Genomic DNA, 25,608 nt, shown 5'->3' with positions numbered 1-25,608 from the left:
TCGAACCGCCGGGTAACATAACACTGACGGACAGCCCTGTTGACTGGTTCATGCAAATCCCGGGTCACGACCACCGAGACTTCACCGCGCTGGGGCGGGGCCTTCCCCTCGGGTTCACCCGGCACTCGGCGCCCGGCACCGTGGCACCGTCAGCCGCCCCGCCTGCCGAGACGGGCCGTGGCCGGGAGGCCGACGAGCAGCAGGAGTAGGGCCGCCGCCGCGTAGGCGAGGTGGTGGCCGCCCAGGGACAGTTCGCCGTGGCCCGCCGCACCGACGCTCTGGGCGATGCCGGCGAGGACGGTGGGGCCGATGCCGCTGCCGATCTGCAGGGCGGTGGCCGTGACCGCCGAGGCGGTGCCGTGGGCCTGGTCCGGCACGTCGCGCAGGCCGGTGACGGTGATGGCGGGGAAGGCCAGGCCCTGCCCGATGCCGGTGACGACCAGGCCGGCCAGCACCGGTCCGAGGTACGGGCTGTGCTCCCCCGCCGCGCACCACAGCAGCACGCCGCCGGCGGTGAGCAGCAGGCCCGTGGCCAGCAGCGGGCGCGGTCCGCGGGTCCTCATCAGCCGCCCGGAGACCAGGGCGGCCGCAGCCACGGCCAGGCTGACGGGAAGGACCGCGAGGCCCGAGACGGCCGGCGGCATGCCGCGCACCTGCTGGAGGTAGAGCGGCAGCAGGAACAGCGACCCGGTGACGCAGAAGTAGAACGCGCCGGCCACCACCGCCGCGGTCCGCACGCCGGGCGTGCGCAGAAGGTCCCGGTCCAGCAGGACCGCGTCCCCGCCCCTGGTGCGCCCGCGGCGCCACCACAGCCAACCCCCGGCCACGGCGGCCGCCAGCAGCGCGGCCGCGAGCGGGCCGCCGCCGGGGCGGGAGGCCAGGTCCGCGCTGAAGACGGTCAGGGCGATCGCCGCCACCAGCGCCCCGGCCCCCGTCACGTCCAGGGAGCTCCGGCGGTGCCGCTCACCCGGTGGCAGCCACCGCACAGCGGCGACGGCGGTGACCGCCGCCGCCAGGGCCTGCAGCGCGAACACCCAGCGCCAGCCCAAGGCGCCGGTGACCACGCCGCCGAGGACCAGACCGGCCCCGTAGCAGCCCGCCTGCGCGGCGGAGAACACGCCCAGCGCGCGCGAACGCATCGGCCCGTCGGCATAGACCGAGGTCAGCAGGGCGGTGGCCGCCGGCATGGTGATCGCCGCCCCCGCGCCCTGCAGCACGCGCCCCACCACGACCGCCCAGAACGCGGGCGCCGCGAACGCCAGCGCGGCGCCCGCCGCCACCGTCACCAGGCCCCCGACCAGCACCCGCCGACGCCGCAGCCGGTCCGCCATCGCCCCGCCGCACAGCAGCAGCCCCGCGAACGCGAGGGCGTAGCCGGTCACCGCCCAGGACAGGTTCTGCGCCGAGGTGCCGAACCGCGCGCCCACCGAGGGCAGGGCGCTGTTGAGGACGGCGACACCACCGGCGTCCAGGCCCGCCGCCGCGCTCAGCACCGCCAGGGGCGCGTACCGGACGGACCGCGGGGCATCGGGCCCCGGGCCGGCGGACTCCGGTCCCCCGGGCCGTACGGGCATGGGCGGGGCAGGCGAGAACGGTTCGCCGGGACGTGCGGGCATGGACGGACTCCAAGGACGAAGGACGCGCACCGGGAACGACGGACGCGCGAACGCGCCGACACACCGGAACCGGCCCGTCGGCGACCAGGGCCGCCCGCGTCGCGCGGCGCCCCCGGCAGCCACTCTGCGCCGCCGCGCGCACCGCGACGAGACACCGCCGCGGGCAGGCCCCGCCGGGGGTGGCCCTGGCAGGGCTACCCCCCGCGCCGCCAGGCGACCGATACTCGCCGCATGGCACCATCAGCGGCACTCCCCGAACTGGCCCACTTCCTGCGCACCCGCCGGGCCCGACTGACCCCGGAGGCCGCCGGCCTGCCCCGCACCAGCACCCGCCGGCTGAACGGACTGCGCAGAGCCGAGGTCGCCACCCTGTCCGGCATCAGCCCCGAGTACTACACCCGGCTCGAACAGGGCCGTCAGCGCCGCCCCTCCCCCGAGGTCCTGGACGCCCTCGCCACCGCCCTGCAGCTCGACGCCGACGCCCGCCGCCACCTCCACCACCTCGCCACCGGAAACCCCGTCCACCAGGCGGACCCCGCCGCCGTGGCCCCGGACGTGCCGGAGGCGACCCTGCGGCTCCTCGCCTCGATCACCCCGTGGCCCGCCCACGTGGTCACCCCCATGCGCGACATCCTCGCCTGGAACGACGCCGAGGCCTGGCTGCTCCTCGACTACGCCGAACTCCGGCCCGAGCAGCGCAACTTCGCCTGGTTCGTCTTCTGCGACCCCCGGGCGCCCCGGCTCCTCACCGACTGGGAGAAGACGGCACGTGGCAACGTCCACCGCCTGCGCCACGCCCTGGCCGCCGACCCCCACAACGAACGCGGCACCCGCCTCGTGGCCGAACTGACGGCGCGCAGCAGCCGGTTCGCCGCCTTCTGGGAGGAACACGACGTCCGCGGCCCGGCCACCGGCAGCCACGGCTTCCACCACCCCCGGGCCGGCCGGCTCGACCTGGACTACACCGCCTACGTCGTGCCCGGCACCCACAATCTCGAACTCGTCGTCCTGACCGCGGCCGAGGGCTCCCCCAGCCACCGAGCCCTGCGGCAGGCCGCGGCGGACCGCTGAACCGGCCCACGCCCGGGACCAGTTGGTGTCGGCAGGACGAGGGCGCGCCCGGCCGGCTCGTCGGGCGTGCCGACGGCCGACGGCCTCGGCCGAAGGGCCCGGGCCCGGGCCGTAGCGGTGTCAGGCCCTGCGGATCCGGTCGCCGATCTCCGGCCGCGCCTCGAACCCGGCCGCCCGGTACGTGGCGACGCCGCCGACGTTGGAGCTCGGTGTGCACACGCGAACGCTCGACGAGCCCAGCTCCCGCAGCGCGGCCGCCCCGGCGAGGGTGATCGCCCGGCCGTAGCCGCGACCGCGGTGGTCCTCGTGGACGCCCATCGGCTCGACCAGCCCCGGCCTCCCCGGGCCGGCCGACCAGACCGTCACCACCGCCGCCGGGCTGCCCCGGTCGTCGTAGGCGCCCAGGCAGCGGGCGTCGGCGGCGTACGGCCCCGCCGACATCCCGTGCCAGTACGCGGGCGTCGGCCGCGAGGTGCCGAACGCCGACCGCAGAACGTCGGCGAAGTCCTGCGCCTGCTCCGGGCCGATCGCCCTGATCCGTACGCCCGGGTCCTCCACCGCCTGCGCGAGGTCGCGGAACAGCGGCGTCCACGGCTCGTCGACGCCCCAGCCCTCCTCGGTCAGCAGGTCGTGGAGCAGCAGGCCCGGCGGCGCCTCGAGGGACACCGCCCCTTCCGGCAGCGCGCCGCGCTCCGGCAGCGAGACGTCCTCGACGAGCCGCCGCGCCAGGTCCTCGTCCCGGAAGGCGTCGGGAGCGACCGTCATCCGCAGCACCGTCGGCGAGTCCAGCATCCCGACGGCGAGGATCCGCCCGCCCCGGCTCCAGGTCCGCACCACCGCGGCCGTCTCAGCCGTGCCGAACCGACAGTTCCAGCCGATGTCCCCCGCGTGCAGCTGCATCGGCGCTCCGTCGTCCTGCCACTCCCGCAGCGCGCCCATGGCTTCGCGCACCCCGCCCGCGGTCGGCGTTCCCAGCACAATCGTCATAGCCGGCATCTGACACCCCGCCCAGGATTTCCGCAACCCGTTTACCGGCCGGCCGGTAATTCTCCTGGTGGTTGTGAGCACTTGCGGGAGGTCGCATACTGATAATAAGGAAGTGGACACCATGAAGCTGCTGGCGGAAATCGACAGAATGGTCGCCACCGGAAAGGTGGTGACCTCAGCGAACGACGAAGCCGTCGCGGACATCGTCCTCGCCACGATCACGAGTGGCACCACGGCCTCGTTCTACCTGACCCGCGCCCAGGCCGCGCTCGTCAAGGAGCGGTTCTGGACTCCGGAGCGGACCCGCCGCACAGGACTCCGCCCGATATCCCCCGAGGAAACCGAAAGGATCAGGGTGGAGCTGGGCGTCAGGGTGAAGAATTTCAGGTGCACCCCGATCACGTGCGGCTGCGGCCATGTCTACGACGCATTCGACTTCATTCAGCAGGGGATCCGCGAACACGGCCTCGACGTCGTCAATTCCGTATTCTCCCTGAAGGACTCGACTTTCCTCCAGGTCAATCCGTCCTTCGTCCCGATCTGCCCCGTGGACGACCGGAAGCTGAGCCGCACCCACAGCTCCGACGGCGGGATCGAGTACGACTGCGACGAGTACGGCGGGTGCTGCTACCAGGAGTGACGCTCCGTGCCCGGGGCCCCGGGCCGAAGAGACGATGTTCAAATGTCTGATGTTTGTATATGGTCCTCCCATGACACGCATCAGCGCGCCGCGGCGCACGGCCAGCCTGTCCGCCCAGCTCGTGGAGAGCCTCCGCGCGCACATCGAGACGGGGGGCTGGCCGGTCGGGACGCGGATCCCGCCGGAGCAGGCCCTCGTCGAGGAGCTCGGGGTCGGGCGCAGCACGCTGCGGGAGGCGATCGGTGCGCTGGTGCACCTCGGCCTGCTGGAGCCCAGAGCCGGTGACGGCACCTATGTGCGCTCCTCCAGCGAGCTCCAGTCGGTGATGGTACGGCGGGCGGGCTCCGCGAAGCGGGACGACGTGCTGGAGCTGCGGACCGTTCTGGAGGAGTACGCCTCGGGCGCCGCGGCCCTGCGCCGCAGCGAGGGGCAGGTGCGGCAGCTGCGGGAGCTGCTGGCCGACGCCGAGGCGGCCGCCGCCGGCGAGGACGCGTCCGCGGCCACGGACGTCGACGCGCTCTTCCACCGCTCCGTCGTCCGGGCGAGCGGGAACGAGCTGCTGATCGAGGTGTACGACCACCTCGGCACGGCGCTCACCTCGCACCTGGGGGGCCCGACCTGGAACGCCGCCCACGCCGAGGAGCACGGGGGCCTGCACCGGCGGCTCGTCGACGCGATCGAGACCCGGGACGAGGGCGGCGCCCGCGAGGCCGCCGCCGCGATCGTCCGACTCACCCGCGACCACGAGATCGCCGACTCGCGTGCGGCCGAGGAGCGTTGAGCCCGCAGCCCTCCCGACTGATCCGATCACCCCGTACGAACGGCACCACCGTCCACCTGAACAGGATTTTCTCGGCCGCATAGGAGATCATTCGTGTCCCTCTCGCACCTCCCCGCCGACGAACTCGACGCGCGTACCGACCGACGCAGCGCCCACCTGTACGCGACCGACCCTCAGTTCCGTGACACCGCGCCCCTGGACGCCGTCACCGAGGCGATCCGCCGCCCCGACCTGCCGCTCGCCGAACTGGTGGCCACCGTGCTGGAGGCGTACGCCGACCGCCCCGCCCTGGGCGAGCGCGCCACCGAGCCGGTCACCGACCCGGAGACGGGCCGCACCACGCTGCGCCTCCTGCCGCGGTTCGACACGCTCACCTACGGCGAACTCCGGGAGCGGGTGGGCGCGGTGGCCTCCGAGTGGCGCCACCACCCCGAACATCCGCTGGGTCCCGGCGACTTCGTCGCCCTCCTCGGGCCCACGAGCGCCGAGTACGCCGTGGCGGACCTGGCCTGCGTCCGCTCCGGCGCGGTGTCCGTCCCGCTGCAGTCGGGGGCCTCGGCGGCGCACCTGGCCCCCGTCGTCGAGCAGACCGCACCGCGCCTGCTCGTGGTGGACGTCGACCAGCTGGACGTCGCGCTCGAACTCGCGGCGAACGCCGCCTCGTTGGGCAGGATCGTGGTCATCGGCCACCGGCCCGAGGCCACCGCCCACCAGGAGGAGCTGGAGTCCGCGCGCACCCGGCTCGCGGCGCTGGGCCACGGGGTGGCCCTGGACACGCTGGCGTCGACCGTCGAGCGGGGAAGGGCGCTGCCGCCGCTCCCCCGGGTCCCCGACGGATCGGCGCCCGACACGCTGAGCTCGCTGATCTACACCTCGGGAAGCACCGGCACCCCCAAGGGGGCCGTGTACACCGAGCGTCTGGTCCGGAGCTTCTGGCTCGACTACGTGCCCGGCCGGCCGGTGCGGCCCGCCATCGTGCTCAACTTCCTGCCGTTGAGCCACGTGATGGGCAGGGGCGCGCTGTTCGGGACGCTCGCCAAGGGGGGCCTCGCCTGTTTCGCGGCGTCCAGTGACCTGTCGACGCTCCTCGAGGACCTCTCCCTGGTCCGTCCCACCGAGCTGCTCATGGTGCCCCGCATCTCCGACCTGCTCCTCCAGCACTACCGGGCGGAGCTGTCCCGCCGGGCCGGGACCGGCGGCGACGCGGCCGAGCAGGTGAGCGCCGGGCAGGTGATGGAGGAGCTGCGGGAGGAGGTCATGGGCGGCCGCCTCCTGTCGGCCGTCAGCGCCTCGGCCCCGCCGAGCGCCGAGACCACGGCCTTCGTCGAGGACTGCTTCCAGGTCAGGCTGATCGACGGCTACGGGTCGACGGAGGGCGGGGTCGTCTTCCTCGACGGCCGGGTGCAGCGCCCGCCGGTGACCGACCACAAGCTGGTCGACGTGCCCGAGCTGGGCTACTTCGGCACCGACACGCCGTACCCCAGGGGCGAACTGCTGATCAGGTCCGAGCGGCTCGTCCCCGGGTACTTCCGGCGCCCGGACGCCACCTCCGAGGTCTTCGACGAGGACGGCTTCTACCACACGGGCGACATCATGGCCCGGCTCGGCCCCGACGAACTGCGGTACGTCGACCGCCGCTCCAACGTCATCAAGCTGTCCCAGGGCGAGTTCGTCGCCGTCTCCCGCCTGGAGGCGCTCTTCACCGGCAGCCCGGTCGTCCGGCAGGTCTTCCTGTACGGCAGCGGCGCCCGCGCCTACCTGCTCGCGGTCGTCGTGCCGACCCGGGACGCCCTCGACCGCGTCGACGGGGACGCCCGGCGCCTCAGGGCGGTCCTGCGGGAGTCCCTGCGGGAGACCGCCGCCGGGGCGGGGCTGAACTCCTACGAGATCCCCCGGGACCTGCTCGTCGAGACCGAGCCGTTCACCCAGGAGAACGGGCTGCTCTCCGGGGTGCGCAAGCCGTTGCGGCCGGCCCTGACGAAGCGGTACGGCGAGCGTCTCGAAGCGCTGTACACCGAGCTGTCCGACCGCGAGGCCGAGGAGCTCCGGACGCTGCGTCAGGCCGGCACCGACCAGCCGCTGCCGGCGACCGTGCTCCGGGCCGCGCAGGCGCTCCTGGGGCTGGACGAGGGTGTCGTGGAGCCCGACACGCGCTTCCTCGAACTCGGCGGCGACAGCCTCACGGCGCTGTCCTTCTCCCAGCTGATGAAGGAGATCTTCCACGTCGACGTCCCGGTCGACGTGATCGTCAACCCGGTCAACTCGCTGCGGCAGGTGGCCGATCACGTCGAGCGGGCGCTCGCGGCGGACCACCGCCGTCCCACCGCCGACAGCATCCACGGCCCGGACGCGACGCGGCTGGACGCGGCCCAGCTGCGGCTGGAGGCGTTCCTCGACCCGCGGACCGTCGAGCAGGCCGAAGGGCGGAGGCCGGCCGGTCCGCTGCCCGAGGCCCGGACCGTCCTGCTGACCGGCGCCAACGGCTACCTGGGCCGCTTCCTGTGCCTCGAATGGCTGGAGCGCGTGGCGGAGCGCGGCGGCACGCTGGTGTGCGTGGTCCGCGGCTCCTGCGCCGAGGAGGCCCGGGCCCGGCTCGACGCGGCCTTCGACAGCGGCGACCCGGACCTCGTGGAGCGCTACCGCGCGGCCGCCCGGCACCTCCGGGTGGTCGCCGGCGACATCGGGGAGCCGCGTCTCGGGCTCGACGAGGAGACCTGGCAGCGGCTGGCCGACACCGTGGACCTGATCGTCCACCCGGCGGCACAGGTCAACCACGTCCTGCCCTACGGCCAGCTGTTCGGCCCCAACGTGCTGGGAACGGCCGAACTGATCAGGCTCGCGGTCACCTCCCGGACCAAGCGGTTCACCTACCTCTCGACGGTCGCCGTCGTCTTCGGGAACGCGGCGGCCGCCGACGAGTGGGCGGACATCCGCACCGCCGGCGGGGTACGCGACCTCGACGGTGACTACGCCGACGGCTACGCGGCCAGCAAGTGGGCCGGCGAGGTGCTGCTGCGCGAGGCGCACGAGAGGTTCGGCCTGCCGGTCGCCGTCTTCCGCTCGAACATGATCCTCGCGCACCCGCGCTACCGCGGTCAGCTCAACGTCCCGGACGTCTTCACCCGCCTCGTGCTGAGCCTGCTGGCGACGGGCGTCGCACCCGGCAGCTTCTACGCCCGGGGCACCGGCGACGGCCGCGCGCACTACGACGCGCTCCCGGTGGACTTCACCGCGCGGGCCGTCACCGCGCTCGGCGACGACGCACGGGAGGGCTACCGGACGTACAACGTGGTCAACCCGCACGACGACGGCATCTCGCTCGACACCGTCGTCGACTGGCTGGCGGCGGCCGGGCACCCCCTGGCCCGTGTCCAGGACCACGCCGAGTGGATCGAGCGCTTCGAGACCGCCCTGCACGGCCTGCCCGACCGCCGGCGGCAGCACTCGCTGCTCCCGCTGCTGCACGCCTTCGCCGAGCCGGCCCAGCCGGTCGCCGGGTCCGCCCTGCCGGCGGACCGGTTCCGGGCGGCGGTCCGGGCCGCGGCCCTCGGCGACGGGAACGACATCCCCCGGCTGTCGCCGGAGCTGATCACCAAGTACGTGGCCGACCTCCGGGCGCACCGCCTGATCTGACACCACCTCCGTGGCCGCCGCGGGGCCGACACCGGCCCCGCGGCGGGCCCGGCTCAGCTCCCGGCGCCGGCGCGGTGGCCGTGGCGGAAGAGCGGGGCGCGGGTGTCGAAGGGGACGTCCTCGCGGGCCGCGGCGACGGCGGCGTCCGAGGCGGGCAGGTCGAACGGCAGGGTCGCGGTCATCGGGGCGCGGCCGAGCGCGGCGTCCAGGACGACCTCGTCGGCGGCGCCGAACTCCCCGATCAGCAGGGCCGCGTGCGGGGCGAGCGGGGTGAGCACGGCGGGCCGCTCCAGCTGGGCCGCGAAGACCGTGGGGACGACGGCGGCCAGCGCGGCGAGCCGGTCGGCCTCGGCCGGCTCGAACTCCAGCGAGCCGCTGTGGAAGTGCCGCTCCAGCAGGCCCTCGCGCCGCTCGTACGGGGTGGCGAGGCGGACGACGGCCAGGTCGGCCCGCGCCGGGTCCTCGACGACGGTGCCGTACCGGGCGGCGACGGCCGGGTCGACGCCCTCCACGTACAGCCGGGTGGCGGTGCGCGGCTCGCCGGCCAGGTGGACCACGGAGCGGCGCTGGACCTCGCGGCCGAGCGCCCGGCCCTCCGGGGCGCCGACCAGTTCGGCGGCGGCGTCCGGGTCGACGTACGGGTCGTCGAAGAGGCCGAGGCGGAACTTGTCGCGCAGGATGCGGCGGACGGACTCGTCCAGCCGGGCCTCGGTGACCGCGCCGGAGCGGAGGGCCGCCAGGATCAGCTCCGGGTCCGTCTCGCCGCCGAGCTGGTCGGCGCCCGCGTCCAGGGTCAGCGCGACCTGCTCGGCGACGGACAGCTCCTCGACGCCCCAGTGCCGCGGGGGCAGGGTGACCACGCCGGGGACGTCCATGCCGGTGATGGCGTTGAAGTCGGTGCAGACCACGCCGTCGAAGCCGTAACGACCGCGCAGCAGGCCGGTGATGACGTCCCGGTTGAAGTTGGCGCCGACCTCGGCGAGGCCGCTGCCGGAGGGGATCGCGTAGGCGGGCATGATCTGCGCGGTGCCCGCGGCGAAGGCCGCCTCGAAGGGCCGCAGGTGGGTCTCGAACTCGCCGCCGGGGTAGACCAGTCGGCGTCCGGCGGCGAAGTGCGAGTCCTCGCCGCCGGCCTGCGGGCCGCCACCGGGGAAGTGCTTGGTCATGCAGGCGACGCTGTCCGGGCCGATCGGCCCGCCCTGGAGGCCCTCGATGTAGGCGGCGATCATCCGCGAGGCGCGCTCCGGGTCCTCCCCGAAGGTGCCGCTGATCCGGGCCCAGCGGGGCTCGGTGGCGAGGTCGGCCATCGGGTGGATGGCGACCCGGATGCCGACGGCGCACAGCTCGCGGCGGATCAGGTCGGCGTAGCGGCGCACCAGGTCGGGGTCGTCGGTGGCGGCGAGGCCGATCGGCTCGGGGCCGGTGCTGAAGCCGCCGCCGGTGTGGGCGGTGGCCGGGTTGGCGGTGAAGCCGTGCCGGGGGTCGGAGGAGAGGGTGACGGGGATGCCCAGCCGGGCGGCCGCGGCGAGGTCCTGGACGTGGTTGTTCCAGGCGGCCATCGCGCGCGGGTCGGGGACGGCCATCATGGCGAAGTGGGTGAGGCCGCGTTCGGTGATCAGATCGGCGCCGGAGGGGAACGGGCCCTGGTCGCCGGGGAGCATCCGGCCGTGCAGCATCTGCGCGGCCTTCTCCTCCGGGGTCATCCGGGCCAGCAGGTCCTCGACCCGCTCCTCGACGGGCAGCCGCGGGTCCTCGTAGGGCTCCATGGTGCCGTTGTGGTTGAGGTCGCGGAAGGGCGTGCCGTCGGTGTGGCGCAGGACGGTCAGCATGCCGTCACCTCCACGGAGTTCGACGCGGCGGCCTTGGCGCGGAAGGCCTCGATCGTCTCGGCGGTGACCCCGCAGGCGGCCAGGAAGCCGGCGGCGCCGCCGTGCCCGGCCCGGACCAGGTCGAGGAAGGCGCTCATCGCCCCGGCGGGGGCCTCCAGCAGCGGGGCGGGGACGACCATCCGGCCGGCCTCGACCTCGTTGAGGGCGGCACGGTTGCGGTCGGCGAGCCCGGCCCAGATCTGCTGGATCGCCTCGTTGGTGCGGGCGTAGTCGGCGACGATCTCCTCGGCCGGCACCCCGAGCAGCTCCAGCAGCAGCGCGGTGAGCAGCCCGGTGCGGTCCTTGCCGGCGGCGCAGTGCACCAGCACCCCGCCGGGGCGGACGGTGGCCTCCACGGCGGCGGCGAGGGCCCGCGGCGCGGACTCGGCCATCAGCAGGTAGAAGGCGCCGAGGTCCTCGGCGGTGGTCATGGTCCGCATGGCCCGCGCGAGTTCGTCGTTGGTCGGCTCGATCCGGGCGGCGACGACGGCGATGCCGGCGGCCTCGGCGGCGGCCCAGTCCTCGGGGCCGGTCTCGGCCTCGCCCCGGAGGTCGACGACGGTGGTGATGCCGTGCTCGCCCAGCTGGGCGACGACGGCCGCGTCGGCGGCGGGGAAGGGCTGGGCGGAGCGGAACAGGGCGCCGGGACGGATCCAGCGGCTCGCGGGGTCGGCGAGCGCTGCGGGGTCGCGGAAGTTGACCAGGGACATGCGGGGGCCTTTCGGGTCGTGCGGGGGGGGTATGCAAAAGGGGAAGAGGGCGTGCGGTGCCGTCCGGGCGGCCGGCGGCGCGCCCGGGAGGGACGGGGTACGGGGTCGGGTCAGCCCGCGGTGGCGAGCACGTCCCGGTAGGCCCTGACCCAGTCGGTCAGGGTGCCGCTCTCCGAGCCGATCAGGACGTGGCGCCGCACCATGCCGCCGAACATCGCGCCGAGCGCGGTCGGACGCAGGTCGGTGGCCGGGTCGACGTCGAGCCGCTCGGCGGCGATGGTGACGGTGCGTTCGGTGAAGGCGTCGATGACGACCAGGGCGTAGTTGTGCACGGAGTGCACGTCGAGCAGGCCCCGGCGCAGCCGGCGGCGGCGCTCGGTGTGCTCGACGGGCTCCTCCAGCCGTCCGCCGGTGACGGTCAGCGCGTGGTCGAGCGCGGCCCAGAGCGGCAGTTCGGCGGGGGCGGCGGCGAAGGCGTCGAGGACGACCTGGCCGAAGTCCCAGCCGAACAGCAGCGCCTCCTTGGCCGGGTAGTAGCGGAAGAAGGTGCGGTGGGCGACGTCGGCGCGGCGGCAGATCCGGTCCACGGTGGTGTGCTCGTAGCCCTGCTCCTCGAAGAGGTCGAGCGCCGCGCTGCGGATGCTGTCGCGGGTGCGCGCCTTCTTCCGGTCGCGCATGCCCTGCTCCGCCGCGGTGTCCGTCCCCTGCATCGTTCTTCCGCTCCCGTTCGGTGAGTTGAGTGTCGGTCGTGTCGGTGGGTGGGGCCGCCGAGGGGGCCGCCATGAGTACGGAACCACGTCCGGCCGGGCCCGCTCAAGGCGAGCGCCGACTCTTCCGGGTTTCGTCATCCGGAATTTGCACAACTGCCTTTTGGCAGTCCTGCCACTTCCGGGATGGTGTGTCGCGTCGGCGGCCGCACTCCCCCTGGCCGCCCCCACTCCCCCGAACCGAGGAACCATGAAGCGGCACTACCTCCTGGCATCGGCGGCCCTCGCCGCCGCCCTCACCCTCACCGCCTGCTCCGCCTCCGACGACGCGCTGTCCGGCACCGGCGGCGCCGCCGGGAACACCGGTGCGGCGGCCGACGCGCCGGCCGTGGACGGCGGCACGCTCAAGATCGGCCTGGACCGGCCGTTCGCCAAGCTCGACCCGGCCGACGGAACCCTGATCCAGATGCCGATGATGGTCCTCGCCAACGCCCTGTACGACCCGCTGATGGTCAACGGCGACAACGGCGCCGTCCAGCCGTACCTCGCCAAGTCCTTCACCCCCGACGCGGACGCCACGGTCTGGACCCTCGACCTGCGCGAGGGCGTGACCTTCAGCGACGGCAAGCCGCTGGACGCCCAGGCCGTCGCCGACCACGTCGCCCGGCTCGCCAAGCCGGAGAGCAAGTGCGCCTGCGCCCTCGACGCGGCCGCCATCGCCACCACCGCCGTCACCGGCCCCACCACCGTCGCCTTCACCCTCAAGGCCCCCGACGCCGCCTTCCCCAACCTGTTCACCCGCTCCCTCGGCTACGTCTCCGAGGCGCCGTCCGGCGACTCCCCCGCCGTCGGCTCCGGCCCGTACACCGTGGAGAGCGTGCAGCCCGGAGTCTCCGTCACCCTCGCCCGCAACCCCGCCTACTGGGGCACCAAGGGCCACGCCGACAAGCTCGTCTACCGGGTGCTGTCCGACGCCGACAGCCGCTACCAGTCGCTGCGCTCCGGCGACACCGACCTGATCTGGACCGAGACGCCCGGCCAGCTCAAGCAGGCCGCCGCCGACGGGCTGCGCACCGCCACCGGGCCCGGCTCCACCAGCACCGTCGTCTTCAACACCAAGGCCGCGCCCTTCGACGACGTCCGGGTCCGCCGGGCCGTGCAGTACGCGATCGACCGCGAGGCCCTGGAGAAGGTCGTCTTCCTCGGCCAGGGCGCCGTCTCCGACGGCCCGATCGGCTCCCGCTCCCCGTACCGCACCGCCGGCGCGTACCCGGCCCACGACACGGCCAGGGCCCGCGCCCTGCTCGCCGAGGCCGGCCACCCCGACCTCGCCTTCGACTACCTCGTCGACAGCCGCCCCGAGGCCCAGCAGCGCGCCACCGTGCTCCAGCAGATGCTCGGCGAGGCCGGGATCAGGATGACCATCAAGCCGATGGACAACGCGAGCCTGGGCACCGCGATGCTCCAGCGCAAGTTCCAGGTGCTGGACTTCATCACCAGCATGTTCGGCGACACCGACACCGCGCTCGGCAGCCTCTACCTGCCGAACTCGCCGTACAACTTCATGGGTTGGACCGACCCGGAGGCCGCCAAGGCGATCGCCGAGGGCCGTGCCTCGACCGACCCCGCCAAGCGCTCGGCCGCCTACGGCCAGGCCGCCCGGCGGGTCGTCGACGAGGCGCCGATGGCCTTCCTCACCGAGAACACCGTCGGCTTCCTCTCCACCGCCAAGGTCGGCGGCCTGCCCGACCTCTCCAAGCGCACCGTCCTCAACGTCTCCCCCGCCACCCTGTGGGTGAAGCGATGACCCCCGGCACCCGGACCGCCCTGCGGTACGGCGGACGGGTCGGCCGTGCCGCGGCCGTCCTGCTGCTGGTCACCGTCGCCGCCCTCGCCCTGCCCCACCTGATGCCCGGCTCACCCGCCGTCGCCGCCCTCGGCCCCACCGCCACCCCCGAGCAGATCTCCGCCTACGAGGCCGGGCTCGGCCTGGACCGCAACCTGTTCGCCGCCACCTGGCAGTGGATCGGCGACGCCCTGCACGGCGACCTCGGCCACTCGCTGTCCACCGGAGCCGCCGTCACCACCGAACTCGCCGACCGCATCCCCGTCACCCTCGAACTCTTCCTCGCCGCCCAGCTGGTGGCACTCTGCCTGGCCGTGCCCGTCGCCCTGCTCTCCGCCTGGCGGCCCGGCGGCACCTTCGACAGGATCGCCACCGCCGGCACCTTCGGCTGGCTCGCCGTCCCCGGCTTCGCCCTCGGCCTGCTGCTGATCTGGATCGCCGCCGTCCAGCTGCGCGTCCTGCCCGCCACCGGCTGGACCCCGTTCACCGAGGACCCGGCCGAGAACCTCCGCCACCTGGTGCTGCCCGCGCTCACCCTCGGCCTCACCGAGGCCGCCGTGTTCACCCGCACCCTGCGCGGACAACTGCTCGACACCCTCGACCAGCCGTACATCGCCGCCGCCCGCAGCCGCGGCATGGGCACCACCCGGCTGCTGCTGCGCCGCGCCCTGCGGCCGTCCAGCCTGCCGCTGGTGACGCTGATCGGGATCGGCATCGGGACCTCGCTCGGCGGGTCGGTGCTGGTCGAGTCGCTGTTCGCGGTGCCCGGCGTCGGCAGCCTGGCCTCCGCCGCCATCGCCGGCCGGGACTTCCCGGTCGTCCAGGCCGTGGTGGTGGTCAGCGCCCTCGGCGTGGTCGCGGCCACCTTCGCGGTCGACCTGCTGTACCGCACGATCGACCCGAGGATCGCCCATGAGCACCGTTGAGACCACCGTCGTCACCGTTCTTCAGGCCCGCACCGCCCGGCGCCGGCCCCCGGCCGGTGTGCTCGCCGCCGCGGCCTGGCTGGCCCTGGTCGCCCTCGCCGCCCTGCTGCTTCCCCTGCTGCCCGGCTTCGACCCGCTGCACGGCGACTTCGCCCACCCCTCCGCCGCCCCCGGCCCCGGCCACTGGCTGGGCACCGACGCCGCCGGACGGGACGTCCTGCAGCGCACCGTCGCCGGCGCCCGCGCCTCGTTCACCGTCGCCGCCCTGACCATCCTGGTCGGCCTGCTCGGCGGCGGCGCGCTCGGCCTCGCCGCCGGCTGGTTCCGCGGCCCGGTCGACAAGGCGATCGGCTTCGCGACCGACCTGCTGATGTCCGTGCCCAGCCTGATCCTGGTGATGATCACGGTCTCGCTGCGCGGCCCGAGCCTCACCGTGATCGGCACCCTGATCGGGCTGTTCACCGTCCCGCACTTCACCCGGGTGGTGCGCGCCGTCGTGCTCTCGCTCGGCGAGCGCGGCTTCGTCCAGGCCGCCCGCATGATCGGCACCGCCCCGCTGCGGATCCTGCGCCGCGAGATCGTCCCGCACGTCGTGCCGGTCGCCCTCACCTTCGCCTTCACCGCCACCACCGTCGCCATCGTCGCCGAGGGCTCGCTCAGCTTCCTCGGCTTCGGGCTGCGCCCGCCGGAGCCCTCCTGGGGCGGCATCATCGCCGAGGGCCGCACCGCGCTCGGCAGCGCGCCGTGGATCTCGCTGGCGCCCGCGGCGGTGCTCTGCCTGACCGTCCTCGCCCTCAACTACCTCGGGGAGCAGCTGCGTTCGGGCACTCCCGCCGCCGCGAAGCCCACTACCCCGAAGCCCACTGCCCCGAAGCGCCCCGCCACGAAGGGAGTGCGCGGATGACCTCCGCCCCCGTCCTCGACGTCCGCTCGCTGGACACCGTCCTGCACACCCCCGACGGCCGCGCCCTGCACGTCCTGCACGGCGTCGGCCTGAGCATCGCGGCCGGCGAGTGCCTCGGCGTGGTCGGCGAGTCCGGCTCCGGCAAGTCCGTGCTCGCCCGTACCGTCCTCGGCGTCGAGTCCCGCACCACCAGGGCCGTCGCCACCGGCGAGATCCGGCTGAACGGCGAGGACCTGCTCGCCGCCACCCCCGCCCGCCGCGCCGAACTGCTCGGCACCGGCATCGCCATGGTCCACCAGGACCCGATGACCTCGCTCAACCCGGTGGTACGGATCGCCGACCAGGTCACCGAGTCGATCACCAACCGGCGCCGCCTCTCCCGGCGCGAACGGCTGCGCACCGCTGCCGAACTGCTCGCCGCCGTCGACGTCCCCGACCCCGCCCGGCGGGCCCGCGCCCACCCGCACGAGCTCTCCGGCGGCCTGCGCCAGCGCGTCGGCATCGCCGCCGCCCTGGCCGGCGAACCCGCGCTGCTGCTCGCCGACGAACCCACCACCGCCCTCGACGTCACCGTCCAGCGCACCGTCCTCGACCTGCTCGACCAGCACCGGGTCGAACGGGGCCTGGCCACCCTGCTGATCACCCACGACATCGGCCTGCTGTACGGGCGGGCCCGGCGCATCGCCGTCATGTACGGCGGCCGGATCGTCGAGACCGGCCCCACCGAGGCCGTCACCCGCGACCCCCGGCACCCCTACACCGCGGCCCTGCTGCGCTCAGTCCCCCGGGTCACCGGCCCGCTGCGCCGCACCCTGCCCGCCATCCCCGGCTCGCCGCCCGACCTCACCCGGCCCACCCCCGGCTGCCCCTTCGCCCCGCGCTGCGAACGGGCGACGGAGCTCTGCACCACGACCGCCCCGCCCGCCCACACCTCGGCGGACGGCCACACCGCCGACTGCCACTTCCCGCTCACCGAAGCCGACATCACCACCCCCGAGGAACTGGAGCCCGCGGCATGACCACCTCCCCCGAAGCCGTGGGCCCCGACGCCGCCACACCGGGACGGCCTGTCCTGGAGGCCACCGGCCTGAGCGTCGTCCACCGCACCCGCTCCGGCCCGCTGCACGCCGTCAGCGGCGTCGACCTGGCCCTGTACCCGCGCCGCACCCTCGCCCTGGTCGGCGAGTCCGGCTCCGGCAAGAGCAGCATCGCCAAGGCCCTGCTGCGGCTGCCCCCGCCCACCACCGGCACCGTCACCCTCGACGGCACCGACCTCGCCGCGCTCTCCCCGCGCGCCCTGCGGGCCGTCCGGCCCCGCCTCCAGATGGTCTTCCAGGACCCGCTCTCCTCCCTCAACCCGCGCCGCCGGGTCCGCGACCTCGTCGCCGAGCCCCTCGACGCCCACCCCGACCCGGCCCGCGACCGCGAGGAGACCGTCACCCGGCAGCTGGAGGCCGTCGGCCTGCCGCCCGCCCTGTTCGGCGACCGCCGGCCCCACCAGCTCTCCGGCGGACAGGCCCAACGGGTCGCCATCGCCCGGGCCTTGGCCGCCGGGCCGCGCGTCCTGATCGCCGACGAGGCGGTCTCCGCGCTCGACGTCTCGGCCCAGGCCACCGTGCTCAACCTGCTGCGCGGGCTCACCGAGGAGCGCGGACTGGCCGGCCTGTTCATCTCCCACGACCTCGGCGTGGTCCGGGCGGTGAGCGACGAGGTGGCCGTGCTCCAGCTCGGCCGCGTCTGCGAGCGCGGCCCCACCGAGGCCGTCCTCGCCGCCCCGGCCCACCCCTACACCGCCGCCCTGCTCGCCGCCGTCCCCGAACCCGGCCGCCCGCTGCGCGACACCGGCCTGCTCCCCGCCGACCCGCCCTCCCCGCTCGCCCCGCCCAGCGGCTGCCGCTTCCGCACCCGCTGCCCCCTGGCCGACTCCCGCTGCGCCACCGAGGAGCCCCGCCACCGGGAAGTGGCACCCGGCCGCACGGTGGCCTGCCACCGCCCGCTGGTCGGCGCCGCCCGGGCCTGACCGGCCGGGCGTGCCCTCCGGATCCTGCCCGGCGCCGTGCCCCCCGGCCTCCCGGGACAGCACACCTAGCGCAGGACGGACTCCAGGAAGTCGCTGCCGATCCGGGCCACGACCGACAGGTCGAGCTGGTGGAGGACGTAGCGGCCCCGGCGGCGGGTGGTGAGCAGCCCGGCCTTGCGCAGGACGGCGAGGTGGCGGGAGACCTCCGGTGCGGTGATGTCCTGTGAGTCGGCCAGCTCGCTCGTCGAGTACGCCCCGCGCGCGAGGTGGCGGCACAGGTTCATCCGCATCGGGTGGGTCAGGGCCTCCAGGCGCAGCTTCACCGTCTCCACCGACTCGGCGCCGCCGACCTCGTGGGCGGCGGCCGGGTACTGGATCACGGGCTGCCAGCCCGGCGCGTACAGGGCGAAGAAGTGCGGCCAGCCGAAGACGGTCGGCAGCAGGGTGACGCCCGTGCTGCCGGCCTCGGTGCGGCCGTGCACCAGTTTGTCGACGACGATGCGGGTGCCGTGCCCGTCCTCCTCCAGGCTCAGTACGGAGGAGGTCGCCGCGAGCGCCTCCGCCAGGCCCTTGCGGCGCAGCAGGTCGGTCTTGTGCCGGGCGTCGGCGGCGAGCTGGACCTGGACGCGGCGCCAGGCGTCGGCGAAGAACGCCCGGTCGCAGTCCTCCAGGAGGCGCCGGATCCAGGCGCGGGTGCCGGTGGGGTCGGCGAGCGTCCGTTCGACGAAGGCCGCCTGGCGCGGGCCGCGCGCGGCGGCGAGGTCGAGCGCGCGGCGCCGCGACCGGCCGTCGGTCAGCGGCGAGGGCATGCCCTGCGAGTAGCGGCTGCTGTTGCAGGAGATCTCCAGGGCCGAGCCGACGAAGGTCTCGTCGTCCAGCTGGTCGAGGTCGTCCAGTTCCTCGGCGAGCGTCTCCCGGGGCCGGGGCGGCATCAGGAAGTCGGAGCGGGTCGAGCGCCACATGAAGTCGGCCTCGACGAGCCGGTCCGCGAGCTCCGGTTCGAGCGTGGCGGAGGTCGCCGTCGTCCACGCGTGCAGGCGTGGGTGGTGAGCGGGCTCGGCCAGCGCGTGCAGGGCGTTGCCGAGTTCGGCCAGCGGCGAGGGGCAGAAGATGATCCGCTCGTGCGGCAGTCCGGTGATGTCTATGGTCACGCTCACCCCACCATGGTGCCGGATCGGGCGGCGGCGCCGTCCCGTCGTTTGACCAGTACCGTCAATCGACGGGACGGGAGGGGCGCGCCGGGCGCAGGGTGAGGGCATGAACGCACTGCAGCAGCACCTCCTCGACAGCCACCGGGCCGCCCAGCGCGGCGAACCGGCGCCGCCCCTGCCCGGCACCCACGACCTCGCCGTCCTGCGGGCGGTCGCCGGCCGCGTCCGCGCGGCCCTCGGACTCCGGCGGGCCTAGCGAGGCGGACGCGCGGTTCACCGGGGGCCTCCCGTTCAGGTCCAGTGTCCCAGGCGGTGAGGCGTCAGCCCGTGGACGGGGGGTTCCCACCCGCGGTGACCACGCCCGTCTCATAGGCGATGACGACCAGCTGGGCCCGGTCGTGGGCGTCGAGCTTGGCCAGCAGCCGCCGGACGTGGGTCTTGACGGTCGCGATGCTCAGCCCCAGATGCTCGGCGATCACGCGGTTGGGCAGTCCCCGGGCCACCAGTCGGAGGACTTCCCGTTCCCGTGGGGTCAGGCCCGCCAGCTCCCGGGCGAGCCGCGGGCGCGGCTCGTGGCGTCCGGCGAACTCGCGGATCAGACGGCGGGTGACGGCGGGCGCGAGCAGGGCGTCGCCGGCGGCGACCACCCGCAGGGCCGCCAGCAGGTCGGCGGGGAGGATGTCCTTCAGGAGGAATCCGCTGGCTCCGCCGCGGAGTGCCGCGTACACGTACTCGTCCAGGTCGAAGGTGGTGAGGACCAGCACGCGGGTGCCGACGGCGTCCGGGTCCGCGCAGATGCGCCGGGTGGCCTCCAGACCGTCCATACCGGGCATCCGGATGTCCATCAGCACGACGTCGGGCCGCAGCCGCAGCGCGAGTTCGACGGCCTGCTCCCCGTCGGCGGCCTCGCCCGCGACGGCGAGGTCCGACACGCTCTCGATGAGCAGGCGGAAGCCCGTCCGCAACAGCGCCTGGTCATCGGCGATGAGGACCCGGACCGGCGGGTTCACCGTGCCGCCTCCGATCCGCAGGGCAGCCGCGCGTGCACCCGGAACCCGCCCGTCGCCAGGGGGCCGGCGGAGAAGGTCCCGCCGCACATGGCCGCCCGCTCCCGCATCCCGACGAGTCCGTGCCCGCCGCCGAGACGCCGATGCGGGAGCCGGTGCGGGAGCCGGGCCGGCGCGTCGTTGACGACCTCGATCTCGACCGCCTCGGGATCCACCCGGGACAGGATCACCCGGCAGTCCGCCGATCCCGCGTGCCTGACGACGTTGGTGAGGGCCTCCTGGACGATCCGGTAGACCGCCAGTTCCACCCCCGGGGGGAGCGGTGGGTCCGGGTCGACGGACAGCTCCACGCGCGGGCCCGCGCCGGCCGCGAGCGCGGGCAGGTCCGCCAGACCGGGGGCGGCCCCGAGCTCGGCTCCGTCACCGGGTGAGCGCAGCACGCCGAGCATGCGGCGCATCTCGGTGAGCGCCGTCCGGCCCGCCGTCCCGACCAGGGCGAGGGTCCGCTCGGTCTCCTCCGGGTTGGTGGAGGCCACCGCGCGAGCCACCTCGGCCCGGACCGTGATGACGGTCAGATGGTGGGCCACCACGTCGTGGAGCTCGCGGGCGATCCGCAGGCGCTCGTCCGTCACGGCCTGCCGGGCGGCGAGTTCCGCATACGACCGCTGCTCCCTCAGCGCGGTGCCCACCAGCCAGGGCAGGGCCATCATCAGGGACGCGAAGACGACGCCCCCCGCGACCTCGGAGGCCGGGACCGGTCGCGGCCCGAGGGCCATGGCCGCCGCGACGGCGCCCAGCGAGCAGCCGAGCGCCGTCGCGGACGGGCGCCGCGGTTCCCGCGCCGCCACCGTGTACAGGGCGGTCCCGACCGGGACCCAGGACGCCTCCCATCCGGTGGACAACACGGCGAGGACCGCTCCGGCCAGAACCGTGTACAGAACCCGGACGGGCCACCTGCGCCGTACCGCGACCGGCAGCCAGACCACCGCCGCCACGGCCCCCGCGCCCCAGCCACCGCTCAGCGTCTCGCTCACGCCGAACGCCAGGGCGAGGAGCACGGCCGCGACCGTGTCCACGCCCTGCCACTGTCCGTCCCGCAGACGTCCGGCCACCAGCGGCCGTGACTTACCGTCACCCATGCCGGCCACGCTATCCAAGCGGGGCCCAGGGCCCGTCAGCCCGGAGGACGTCATCTCACGGGCTGAGTCATCCGCACGACCGATGCCCGTCGTACCCTCCTGGGCTGACACCGGGTTCCTCCCCGGGGGCGAAGCCGCCCGGCTCGTCGGCCGGAACAGTGGAACGCATGAATCGGAGAACACTGCTGTCCTCGGGCGCCGCACTGGCCGCCGCACTGATCCCGGGTCCGCTCGCGTCGGCGGCCGTCGCGCAAGCGGGACAGGAGGAACCCGTGCGGTTCCAGCTGCCCGCCCCGAACGGCCCGTACCCGCTGGGTACGGTCGCGCTGCACCTGGCCGACACCACGCGGCCGGACCCCTGGGTGCCCTCCCGCCCCTGCCGTGAGCTGATGATCAGCGTCTGGTACCCCGCCCGCGGCCGCGCGGACCGCCCCACCGTTCCCTGGATGCCTCCGGCGGCGGCCGACCGGTACCTGAGCATCCTCGGACTGCCTCCCGGCCGGGTACGGCTGGGATCCACCCACGGCCACGAGGGCGCTCCCGTCGGCGGCCCGCCCGGCCCCCTGCCCGTCGTGCTCTACTCCCCCGGCGCCGACGCGTCACGGTCGTTCGGCACCGGCGTCGTGGAGGACCTCGCCAGCCACGGCTTCGTGGTGGTCACCGTCGACCACACCTACGACGCGGCGGCGGTCGCCTTCCCCGGCGGACGCGTCGAGACGAACCCGACGGGCGGGATCAGCGACTACGCCAAGGCCCTCGCGGTCCGTACCGACGACATCCGCTTCGTCCTGGACCGGCTCGCCGTCCTCCGCGCGGGTGGCCACCCCGGCGTCTGCCGCACCCCGCTGCCCGCCGGCCTGCGCGGGGCGCTCGACCCGCGGCGCGTCGGGATGCTCGGCCACTCCCTGGGCGGCGCCACCACCGCCGCGACGATGCTCACCGACGGGCGGATCACGGCGGGCATGAGCCTGGACGGGGGCGCGGCGGGCCCGGTGGTGGACGCCGGGCTCGACCGTCCGTTCCTGGTCGTGGACACCCCCGGCAAGGGCGGCATGGAGAACAACCCCGCCCTGCGCGCGTTCTGGTCGCACCTGCGCGGCTGGCGCCTGCACCTGACCGTACGGGGAGCCGCGCACCAGTCGTTCGGCGACGACGTGCTGATCCTGCCGCTGATCGCCCCCCTCCTGGGCAGGTCGGCGTCCGATCTGGAGGAGGATGTCGGGACGATTCCCGGGCACCGGGCACAGGCGTTCCAACGCGCCTACCCGCGAGCCTTCTTCGACCTCCACCTCCGCGGCCAGGGGCGGCTGCTCGACGGCCCGTCCCCCGACTTCCCCGAGGTCGACTACGCCCGGTGAACGCCTTGGCTCCGGCCTCGCACGGGGATCACGACCCGGGGAATCCCGCGGGGCGGAGAGGCGGGCCGGGGTCAGTCCTTGTGCCGGAAGGACGCCTGCCCGGCGGCTTCGGCGTCGGGGCGAGGACGGTTGGGGGCAGGTCCTGGGCGAGCTGGACCAGCGCAGTGGTGCGACCCGGCCTCACGGGGATGTGGTGGGCGGCGAGGCGGCGGCTGAGTGCGGAGGCGGAGATGTGGGCTACGCCTCCGCCCCGGAACGCCCCTCTGCGGCGCCGCTCCTGTTGACGGAGTGGTGTCACAGAGGGGCGGAGGGTGGGCTTGGTCAGGCCCTGCACATGACCAGGGCGCGACTCTGGCCGATGTGGGAGCGGGTTGTCCAGGAGTTGGCGTTCTGCGGGTCGGGGGCGTCCAGCTCGATCTCGTCGTCGATGGCGCCGAAACCGTCGAGGCCCAGACGGCTGTCCCGTCCGCCGCCTGCGATCTGTGTGCCCTGGGGGCAAGTGGCGCGGGCCACCTGGCCCTTCTGGGACCAGTCGGAGGCGACGACGGTGGGAACGGGCGCGCCCTGGGCGCACATGGCGTAGGCGCGGGTCTGGCCGCTCTTGGCCTGGACCATCCAGGTGTTGGCGCTGTCAGGGGCGGGCCCGTTGGCCTCGACGCCGTCGCTGAGCGCGCCGGTGAAGTTGGTTCCGATGCGGGCGTCCTGGCCGCCGCCGACCAGCCCGTAGCCACTGGGGCAGGTGGCCTTGGCGATCCACCCGGCCTGGGACCAGTCGGAGGCGACGATGGTCAGCGCGGGGGCTCCGGCGGCACACAGCGCCATCGCGCGTGCCTGGCCCTTCTTGGCCTGCGCGGACCAGGTGTCGGAGACGGTCGCGTCGGGGGCGTTGAGTTCGATGTCGTCGTTGACGTCCCCGTTGATCAGTGTCTCCAGCCGGGTGTCCCGGCCGCCGCCGATCAGACGCTGGCCCGCCGGGCAGGTGGCCTTGGCGATCCATCCGGCCTGGGACCAGTCGGAGGCGACAACGGTGGGCACGGGCGCGCCTTGGGCACACACGGCGAAAGCGCGGGCCTGGCCCCTGCTGGCCTGGACCATCCAGGTGTTGGCGCTGTCGGGGGCGGGCCCGTTGGCCTCGACGCTGTCGACGACCGTCTTGAAGGTCGCGTTGGCGTAGAGGTTGGCGTCCTGCCCGCCGCCGACCAGGCCGTAGCCGCTGGGACAGGTGGCCTTGGCGATCCACCCGTCCTGCGACCAGGCGGAGGCCACGATCTTCACTGCCGGGGCGGGCCCGTCCACCGCCCCGGCGGACGGCCCTGCCGCTAACACCGCGCCGGCTGCCAGCACCCCTGCGAGGGCGAGGCGGATCCCGTGCATCATTCGAGCCCCTTCACGTGCCGCTGAAAACGACGCCCTCCCTAGCCGGGGGGCTCGTCGAGTGTGCGGTGCGGAACCCCGCCCACTAGATCACGGCACATTCAAACCACCTGTTCGGATGAATGCCGGTCACCGTCACCAGACAGCGCCCCCTCGCCGAGGGCCGCGAGCCGATGCGGCCCCTGCTGAGGCCTCCGGTCCTCGGGGGTCGAGACTGGTGAGCTCGCATGTTGATGTGTCGCGTCCACGGTGACCCCGTCGGGACGGGGAGATGCGCCGGAGGCCGGGAACGGCCGCGACGTACAATCGCGGCCAACGCGAAGCGCCGGGCCGGGATTCCAGCACCGGCGTGAGGGAGGGGACAGGATGTTCGGTTCGGAGAAGAAGCTCAACGACATGGCGGCGCGGCTCAGGCCCGACCTGAGTCGGGAAGCGCTCGGCGTCGGGCCGGACTTCCCGGGCATCGCCCCGAACCCGGTCCTGAGCAGGGACGCACGGAAGCGCAATGCGGAACTGCGTACGGGGGCGCTCGCGCTCGGCGTTCTCGTCGACTGGCGGGAGATCAGCAGCGGCGGCAGCCCACGCGTGGCCCTGATGCTCGACGTGGAGACCATCGGCGGCATCTCGTTCCGCGGTATCGCGGACGAGAACCTCACGATCACCGAGATCACCCGACTCGCCCCGGGGCAGACGTTTCCCGTGCGCTACCGGCCGGCCGTCATGGACCACTACGTCGCCCTCGCCCGGGACGCGGACCCCGCCCACGTGCAGCGGCTCTCCGACGAGATCGCGAGCCGCAAGCGGACCTGACCCGAAGCCAGTCGAGTGCGAACCGGCTCCGGGGCGGAGCGCCAGCGGCGCCTTCCGCCCGTTGCGGCCCCCGCGTACGATCGGCGGTCATGGTTGACCTCTATCCTCCGACCGAGCCGTACGACACCGGGTTCCTGGATACCGGAGACGGCAACCGCCTCTACTACGAGCAGCTCGGCAACCCGGACGGCAAGCCCGCCCTGAACGTCCACGGCGGCCCGGGTGCGGGGGCGCCGCGACGGCCGACCCGGGCCTGGGACCCGGAGCGCTACCGGATCATCCGCTTCGACCAGCGCAACTGCGGCCGCAGCACCCCGCACGCCAGCGACCCGGCGGCGGACATGAGCCTGAACACGACGCGGCACCTGATCGACGACATGGAGCGGCTGCGCGAACACCTCGGCGTGGAGCGGTGGTTGCTGAACGGCGCCTCCTGGGGGTCGACCCTCGTCCTGGCCTACGCGCAGCGGCATCCCGAGCGGGTCACCGAGATCGTCATCCCGGCCGTGACGACGGCCCGGCGGGCCGAGATCGACTGGCTCTACCGGGGTGCCGGACGGTTCCACCCGGAGGCGTGGGACCGGTTCCGCGACGGCGTCCCGGAGGAGGAGCGGGACGGCGACCTGTTGGCGGCGTACGCGCGGCTGATGGAGAACCCCGACCGCGCCGTCCGGGAGAAGGCCGCCGCCGACTGGCTCGCCTGGGAGGACGCGGTCGTCTCCAACGAGCCCAACGGTTCACCCGGCATGTACAGCGACCGCGAGGTGGACGAACGGATCGCCTTCGTCCGGATCTGCGCCCACTTCTTCAGCCACGGCGCCTGGCTGGAGGAGGACCAACTGCTGCGCGACGCCCACCTGTTGGCCGGCATCCCGGGTGTGCTCGTCCACGGCCGGCACGACATGGGCTGCCCGGTGCAGACGGCCTGGGAGCTCGCGAAGGCGTGGCCGGGGGCACGGCTCCACATCATCGAGGACTCCGGGCACGCCGGCAGCGAGGCGATGGGGCAGGCGACCCGGACCGCCATCGAGGAGTTCAAGAACCGCTGACCCCCAGGCCT

The 25,608-nt window shown here is 74.4% G+C and carries 22 protein-coding genes; 13 read left to right on the top strand and 9 right to left on the bottom strand.

Features of this window, described 5'->3' with window-relative positions; genetic code table 11:
- Window positions 1–149 precede the first annotated feature (149 nt).
- Complete coding sequence (locus tag ACFVXH_RS19160) at window positions 150–1,616, bottom strand: MFS transporter (RefSeq protein WP_387825246.1); 1,467 nt, start codon at window positions 1,614–1,616, stop codon at window positions 150–152.
- A 231-nt stretch (window positions 1,617–1,847) separates the two neighbouring features.
- Between ACFVXH_RS19160 and ACFVXH_RS19155 the strand changes: the two genes are divergently transcribed.
- The gene (locus tag ACFVXH_RS19155; protein ID WP_387825243.1) at window positions 1,848–2,687 is read left to right on the top strand and encodes a helix-turn-helix domain-containing protein; all 840 of its coding nucleotides are present in this window, start codon (window positions 1,848–1,850) and stop codon (window positions 2,685–2,687) included.
- Between the two features lie 120 nt (window positions 2,688–2,807).
- Here ACFVXH_RS19155 and ACFVXH_RS19150 read toward each other — a convergent pair whose 3' ends face one another.
- Window positions 2,808–3,674: a GNAT family N-acetyltransferase gene (locus ACFVXH_RS19150; protein WP_387825240.1), complete on the bottom strand. Its 867-nt coding sequence runs from the start codon at window positions 3,672–3,674 to the stop codon at window positions 2,808–2,810.
- Window positions 3,675–3,786: 112 nt separating this feature from the next.
- Here ACFVXH_RS19150 and ACFVXH_RS19145 point away from each other — a divergent pair, with 112 nt between their 5' ends.
- The 3 genes from ACFVXH_RS19145 to car all read left to right on the top strand — a co-directional run bounded on the left by ACFVXH_RS19145 (window position 3,787) and on the right by car (window position 8,728).
- Window positions 3,787–4,314, top strand: coding sequence for a hypothetical protein (locus tag ACFVXH_RS19145; protein WP_387825237.1), 528 nt, complete (start codon window positions 3,787–3,789; stop codon window positions 4,312–4,314).
- A gap of 70 nt (window positions 4,315–4,384) precedes the next feature.
- On the top strand, window positions 4,385–5,095 hold the full coding sequence (locus ACFVXH_RS19140; protein WP_387825234.1) for a FadR/GntR family transcriptional regulator: 711 nt from the start codon (window positions 4,385–4,387) through the stop codon (window positions 5,093–5,095).
- A 93-nt stretch (window positions 5,096–5,188) separates the two neighbouring features.
- Entirely contained in the window at window positions 5,189–8,728 is a 3,540-nt protein-coding gene (gene car, locus ACFVXH_RS19135) for a carboxylic acid reductase (RefSeq protein ID WP_387825232.1), read from the top strand.
- A 53-nt stretch (window positions 8,729–8,781) separates the two neighbouring features.
- Here the strand turns inward: car and ACFVXH_RS19130 are convergent, their stop codons facing one another.
- From ACFVXH_RS19130 to ACFVXH_RS19120, 3 genes are all read right to left on the bottom strand, one after another.
- A complete protein-coding gene (locus tag ACFVXH_RS19130) occupies window positions 8,782–10,557 on the bottom strand; it encodes a glycoside hydrolase family 3 protein (protein WP_387825229.1) in 1,776 nt (591 codons plus the stop codon).
- Entirely contained in the window at window positions 10,551–11,306 is a 756-nt protein-coding gene (locus ACFVXH_RS19125; protein ID WP_387825226.1) for a tyrosine-protein phosphatase, read from the bottom strand. Before ACFVXH_RS19125 ends, ACFVXH_RS19130 begins: the two co-directional genes overlap by 7 nt.
- A 110-nt stretch (window positions 11,307–11,416) precedes the next feature.
- Complete coding sequence (locus ACFVXH_RS19120) at window positions 11,417–12,016, bottom strand: TetR family transcriptional regulator (protein ID WP_387825223.1); 600 nt, start codon at window positions 12,014–12,016, stop codon at window positions 11,417–11,419.
- A gap of 247 nt (window positions 12,017–12,263) precedes the next feature.
- Here ACFVXH_RS19120 and ACFVXH_RS19115 point away from each other — a divergent pair, with 247 nt between their 5' ends.
- Genes ACFVXH_RS19115 through ACFVXH_RS19095 form a run of 5 tightly spaced genes read left to right on the top strand, consistent with a single transcriptional unit; the run spans window position 12,264 to window position 17,709 of the window.
- A complete protein-coding gene (locus ACFVXH_RS19115; RefSeq protein WP_387825220.1) occupies window positions 12,264–13,820 on the top strand; it encodes an ABC transporter substrate-binding protein in 1,557 nt (518 codons plus the stop codon).
- Window positions 13,817–14,785 carry an ABC transporter permease gene (locus ACFVXH_RS19110; protein WP_074002736.1) on the top strand — a complete coding sequence of 323 codons (969 nt, stop codon included), beginning with the start codon at window positions 13,817–13,819 and terminating at the stop codon, window positions 14,783–14,785. Before ACFVXH_RS19115 ends, ACFVXH_RS19110 begins: the two co-directional genes overlap by 4 nt.
- On the top strand, window positions 14,772–15,689 hold the full coding sequence (locus ACFVXH_RS19105) for an ABC transporter permease (RefSeq protein ID WP_387825215.1): 918 nt from the start codon (window positions 14,772–14,774) through the stop codon (window positions 15,687–15,689). The genes ACFVXH_RS19110 and ACFVXH_RS19105 overlap by 14 nt, the downstream gene beginning before the upstream one ends.
- Window positions 15,686–16,708: an ABC transporter ATP-binding protein gene (locus ACFVXH_RS19100; RefSeq protein ID WP_387825212.1), complete on the top strand. Its 1,023-nt coding sequence runs from the start codon at window positions 15,686–15,688 to the stop codon at window positions 16,706–16,708. Before ACFVXH_RS19105 ends, ACFVXH_RS19100 begins: the two co-directional genes overlap by 4 nt.
- Window positions 16,705–17,709, top strand: coding sequence for an ABC transporter ATP-binding protein (locus ACFVXH_RS19095; RefSeq protein WP_387825209.1), 1,005 nt, complete (start codon window positions 16,705–16,707; stop codon window positions 17,707–17,709). The genes ACFVXH_RS19100 and ACFVXH_RS19095 overlap by 4 nt, the downstream gene beginning before the upstream one ends.
- A gap of 65 nt (window positions 17,710–17,774) precedes the next feature.
- On the opposite strand, the gene ACFVXH_RS19090 is transcribed toward ACFVXH_RS19095, so the two are convergent.
- Window positions 17,775–18,860 carry a DUF5937 family protein gene (locus ACFVXH_RS19090; protein ID WP_049649569.1) on the bottom strand — a complete coding sequence of 362 codons (1,086 nt, stop codon included), beginning with the start codon at window positions 18,858–18,860 and terminating at the stop codon, window positions 17,775–17,777.
- A 106-nt stretch (window positions 18,861–18,966) separates the two neighbouring features.
- Here ACFVXH_RS19090 and ACFVXH_RS19085 point away from each other — a divergent pair, with 106 nt between their 5' ends.
- Window positions 18,967–19,116 (top strand): hypothetical protein, encoded by a 150-nt coding sequence (locus ACFVXH_RS19085; protein WP_387825207.1) that lies wholly within the window; start codon window positions 18,967–18,969, stop codon window positions 19,114–19,116.
- 64 nt (window positions 19,117–19,180) lie between these two features.
- On the opposite strand, the gene ACFVXH_RS19080 is transcribed toward ACFVXH_RS19085, so the two are convergent.
- Together ACFVXH_RS19080 and ACFVXH_RS19075 are read right to left on the bottom strand one after the other, a co-directional pair.
- Window positions 19,181–19,870, bottom strand: coding sequence for a response regulator (locus ACFVXH_RS19080; protein ID WP_387825204.1), 690 nt, complete (start codon window positions 19,868–19,870; stop codon window positions 19,181–19,183).
- Window positions 19,867–21,006 carry a sensor histidine kinase gene (locus tag ACFVXH_RS19075; protein ID WP_387825201.1) on the bottom strand — a complete coding sequence of 380 codons (1,140 nt, stop codon included), beginning with the start codon at window positions 21,004–21,006 and terminating at the stop codon, window positions 19,867–19,869. The genes ACFVXH_RS19080 and ACFVXH_RS19075 overlap by 4 nt, the downstream gene beginning before the upstream one ends.
- Window positions 21,007–21,173: 167 nt before the next feature.
- Between ACFVXH_RS19075 and ACFVXH_RS19070 the strand changes: the two genes are divergently transcribed.
- Window positions 21,174–22,364 (top strand): alpha/beta hydrolase family protein, encoded by a 1,191-nt coding sequence (locus ACFVXH_RS19070; RefSeq protein WP_387825198.1) that lies wholly within the window; start codon window positions 21,174–21,176, stop codon window positions 22,362–22,364.
- Window positions 22,365–22,685: 321 nt separating this feature from the next.
- Here the strand turns inward: ACFVXH_RS19070 and ACFVXH_RS19065 are convergent, their stop codons facing one another.
- Window positions 22,686–23,741: a hypothetical protein gene (locus ACFVXH_RS19065; RefSeq protein ID WP_143204548.1), complete on the bottom strand. Its 1,056-nt coding sequence runs from the start codon at window positions 23,739–23,741 to the stop codon at window positions 22,686–22,688.
- A gap of 363 nt (window positions 23,742–24,104) precedes the next feature.
- Between ACFVXH_RS19065 and ACFVXH_RS19060 the strand changes: the two genes are divergently transcribed.
- Both ACFVXH_RS19060 and pip read left to right on the top strand, forming a co-directional pair.
- A complete protein-coding gene (locus ACFVXH_RS19060) occupies window positions 24,105–24,548 on the top strand; it encodes a hypothetical protein (protein ID WP_117485973.1) in 444 nt (147 codons plus the stop codon).
- 89 nt (window positions 24,549–24,637) lie between these two features.
- Window positions 24,638–25,597 carry a prolyl aminopeptidase gene (gene pip / locus ACFVXH_RS19055; protein ID WP_387825193.1) on the top strand — a complete coding sequence of 320 codons (960 nt, stop codon included), beginning with the start codon at window positions 24,638–24,640 and terminating at the stop codon, window positions 25,595–25,597.
- Window positions 25,598–25,608: the final 11 nt, after the last annotated feature.

The sequence above is a fragment of the Kitasatospora sp. NPDC058184 genome (genome assembly GCF_042883725.1).
GTDB lineage: Bacteria > Actinomycetota > Actinomycetes > Streptomycetales > Streptomycetaceae > Kitasatospora.
The sequence above is the reverse complement of the archived record's forward strand: the minus strand, read 5'-3'. Positions and strand labels throughout refer to the sequence as shown.

Coding starts and splice junctions, on each gene's coding strand:
- ACFVXH_RS19065 (WP_143204548.1), bottom strand. CDS start 23,741: ATGATGCACGGGATCCGCCTCGCCCTCGCAGGGGTGCTGGCAGCCGGC.
- ACFVXH_RS19075 (WP_387825201.1), bottom strand. CDS start 21,006: ATGGGTGACGGTAAGTCACGGCCGCTGGTGGCCGGACGTCTGCGGGAC.
- ACFVXH_RS19115 (WP_387825220.1), top strand. CDS start 12,264: ATGAAGCGGCACTACCTCCTGGCATCGGCGGCCCTCGCCGCCGCCCTC.
- ACFVXH_RS19095 (WP_387825209.1), top strand. CDS start 16,705: ATGACCACCTCCCCCGAAGCCGTGGGCCCCGACGCCGCCACACCGGGA.
- ACFVXH_RS19110 (WP_074002736.1), top strand. CDS start 13,817: ATGACCCCCGGCACCCGGACCGCCCTGCGGTACGGCGGACGGGTCGGC.
- ACFVXH_RS19070 (WP_387825198.1), top strand. CDS start 21,174: ATGAATCGGAGAACACTGCTGTCCTCGGGCGCCGCACTGGCCGCCGCA.
- ACFVXH_RS19155 (WP_387825243.1), top strand. CDS start 1,848: ATGGCACCATCAGCGGCACTCCCCGAACTGGCCCACTTCCTGCGCACC.
- ACFVXH_RS19120 (WP_387825223.1), bottom strand. CDS start 12,016: ATGCAGGGGACGGACACCGCGGCGGAGCAGGGCATGCGCGACCGGAAG.
- ACFVXH_RS19125 (WP_387825226.1), bottom strand. CDS start 11,306: ATGTCCCTGGTCAACTTCCGCGACCCCGCAGCGCTCGCCGACCCCGCG.
- ACFVXH_RS19130 (WP_387825229.1), bottom strand. CDS start 10,557: ATGCTGACCGTCCTGCGCCACACCGACGGCACGCCCTTCCGCGACCTC.
- ACFVXH_RS19085 (WP_387825207.1), top strand. CDS start 18,967: ATGAACGCACTGCAGCAGCACCTCCTCGACAGCCACCGGGCCGCCCAG.
- ACFVXH_RS19100 (WP_387825212.1), top strand. CDS start 15,686: ATGACCTCCGCCCCCGTCCTCGACGTCCGCTCGCTGGACACCGTCCTG.
- ACFVXH_RS19150 (WP_387825240.1), bottom strand. CDS start 3,674: ATGACGATTGTGCTGGGAACGCCGACCGCGGGCGGGGTGCGCGAAGCC.
- ACFVXH_RS19140 (WP_387825234.1), top strand. CDS start 4,385: ATGACACGCATCAGCGCGCCGCGGCGCACGGCCAGCCTGTCCGCCCAG.
- pip (WP_387825193.1), top strand. CDS start 24,638: ATGGTTGACCTCTATCCTCCGACCGAGCCGTACGACACCGGGTTCCTG.
- ACFVXH_RS19060 (WP_117485973.1), top strand. CDS start 24,105: ATGTTCGGTTCGGAGAAGAAGCTCAACGACATGGCGGCGCGGCTCAGG.
- ACFVXH_RS19160 (WP_387825246.1), bottom strand. CDS start 1,616: ATGCCCGCACGTCCCGGCGAACCGTTCTCGCCTGCCCCGCCCATGCCC.
- ACFVXH_RS19105 (WP_387825215.1), top strand. CDS start 14,772: ATGAGCACCGTTGAGACCACCGTCGTCACCGTTCTTCAGGCCCGCACC.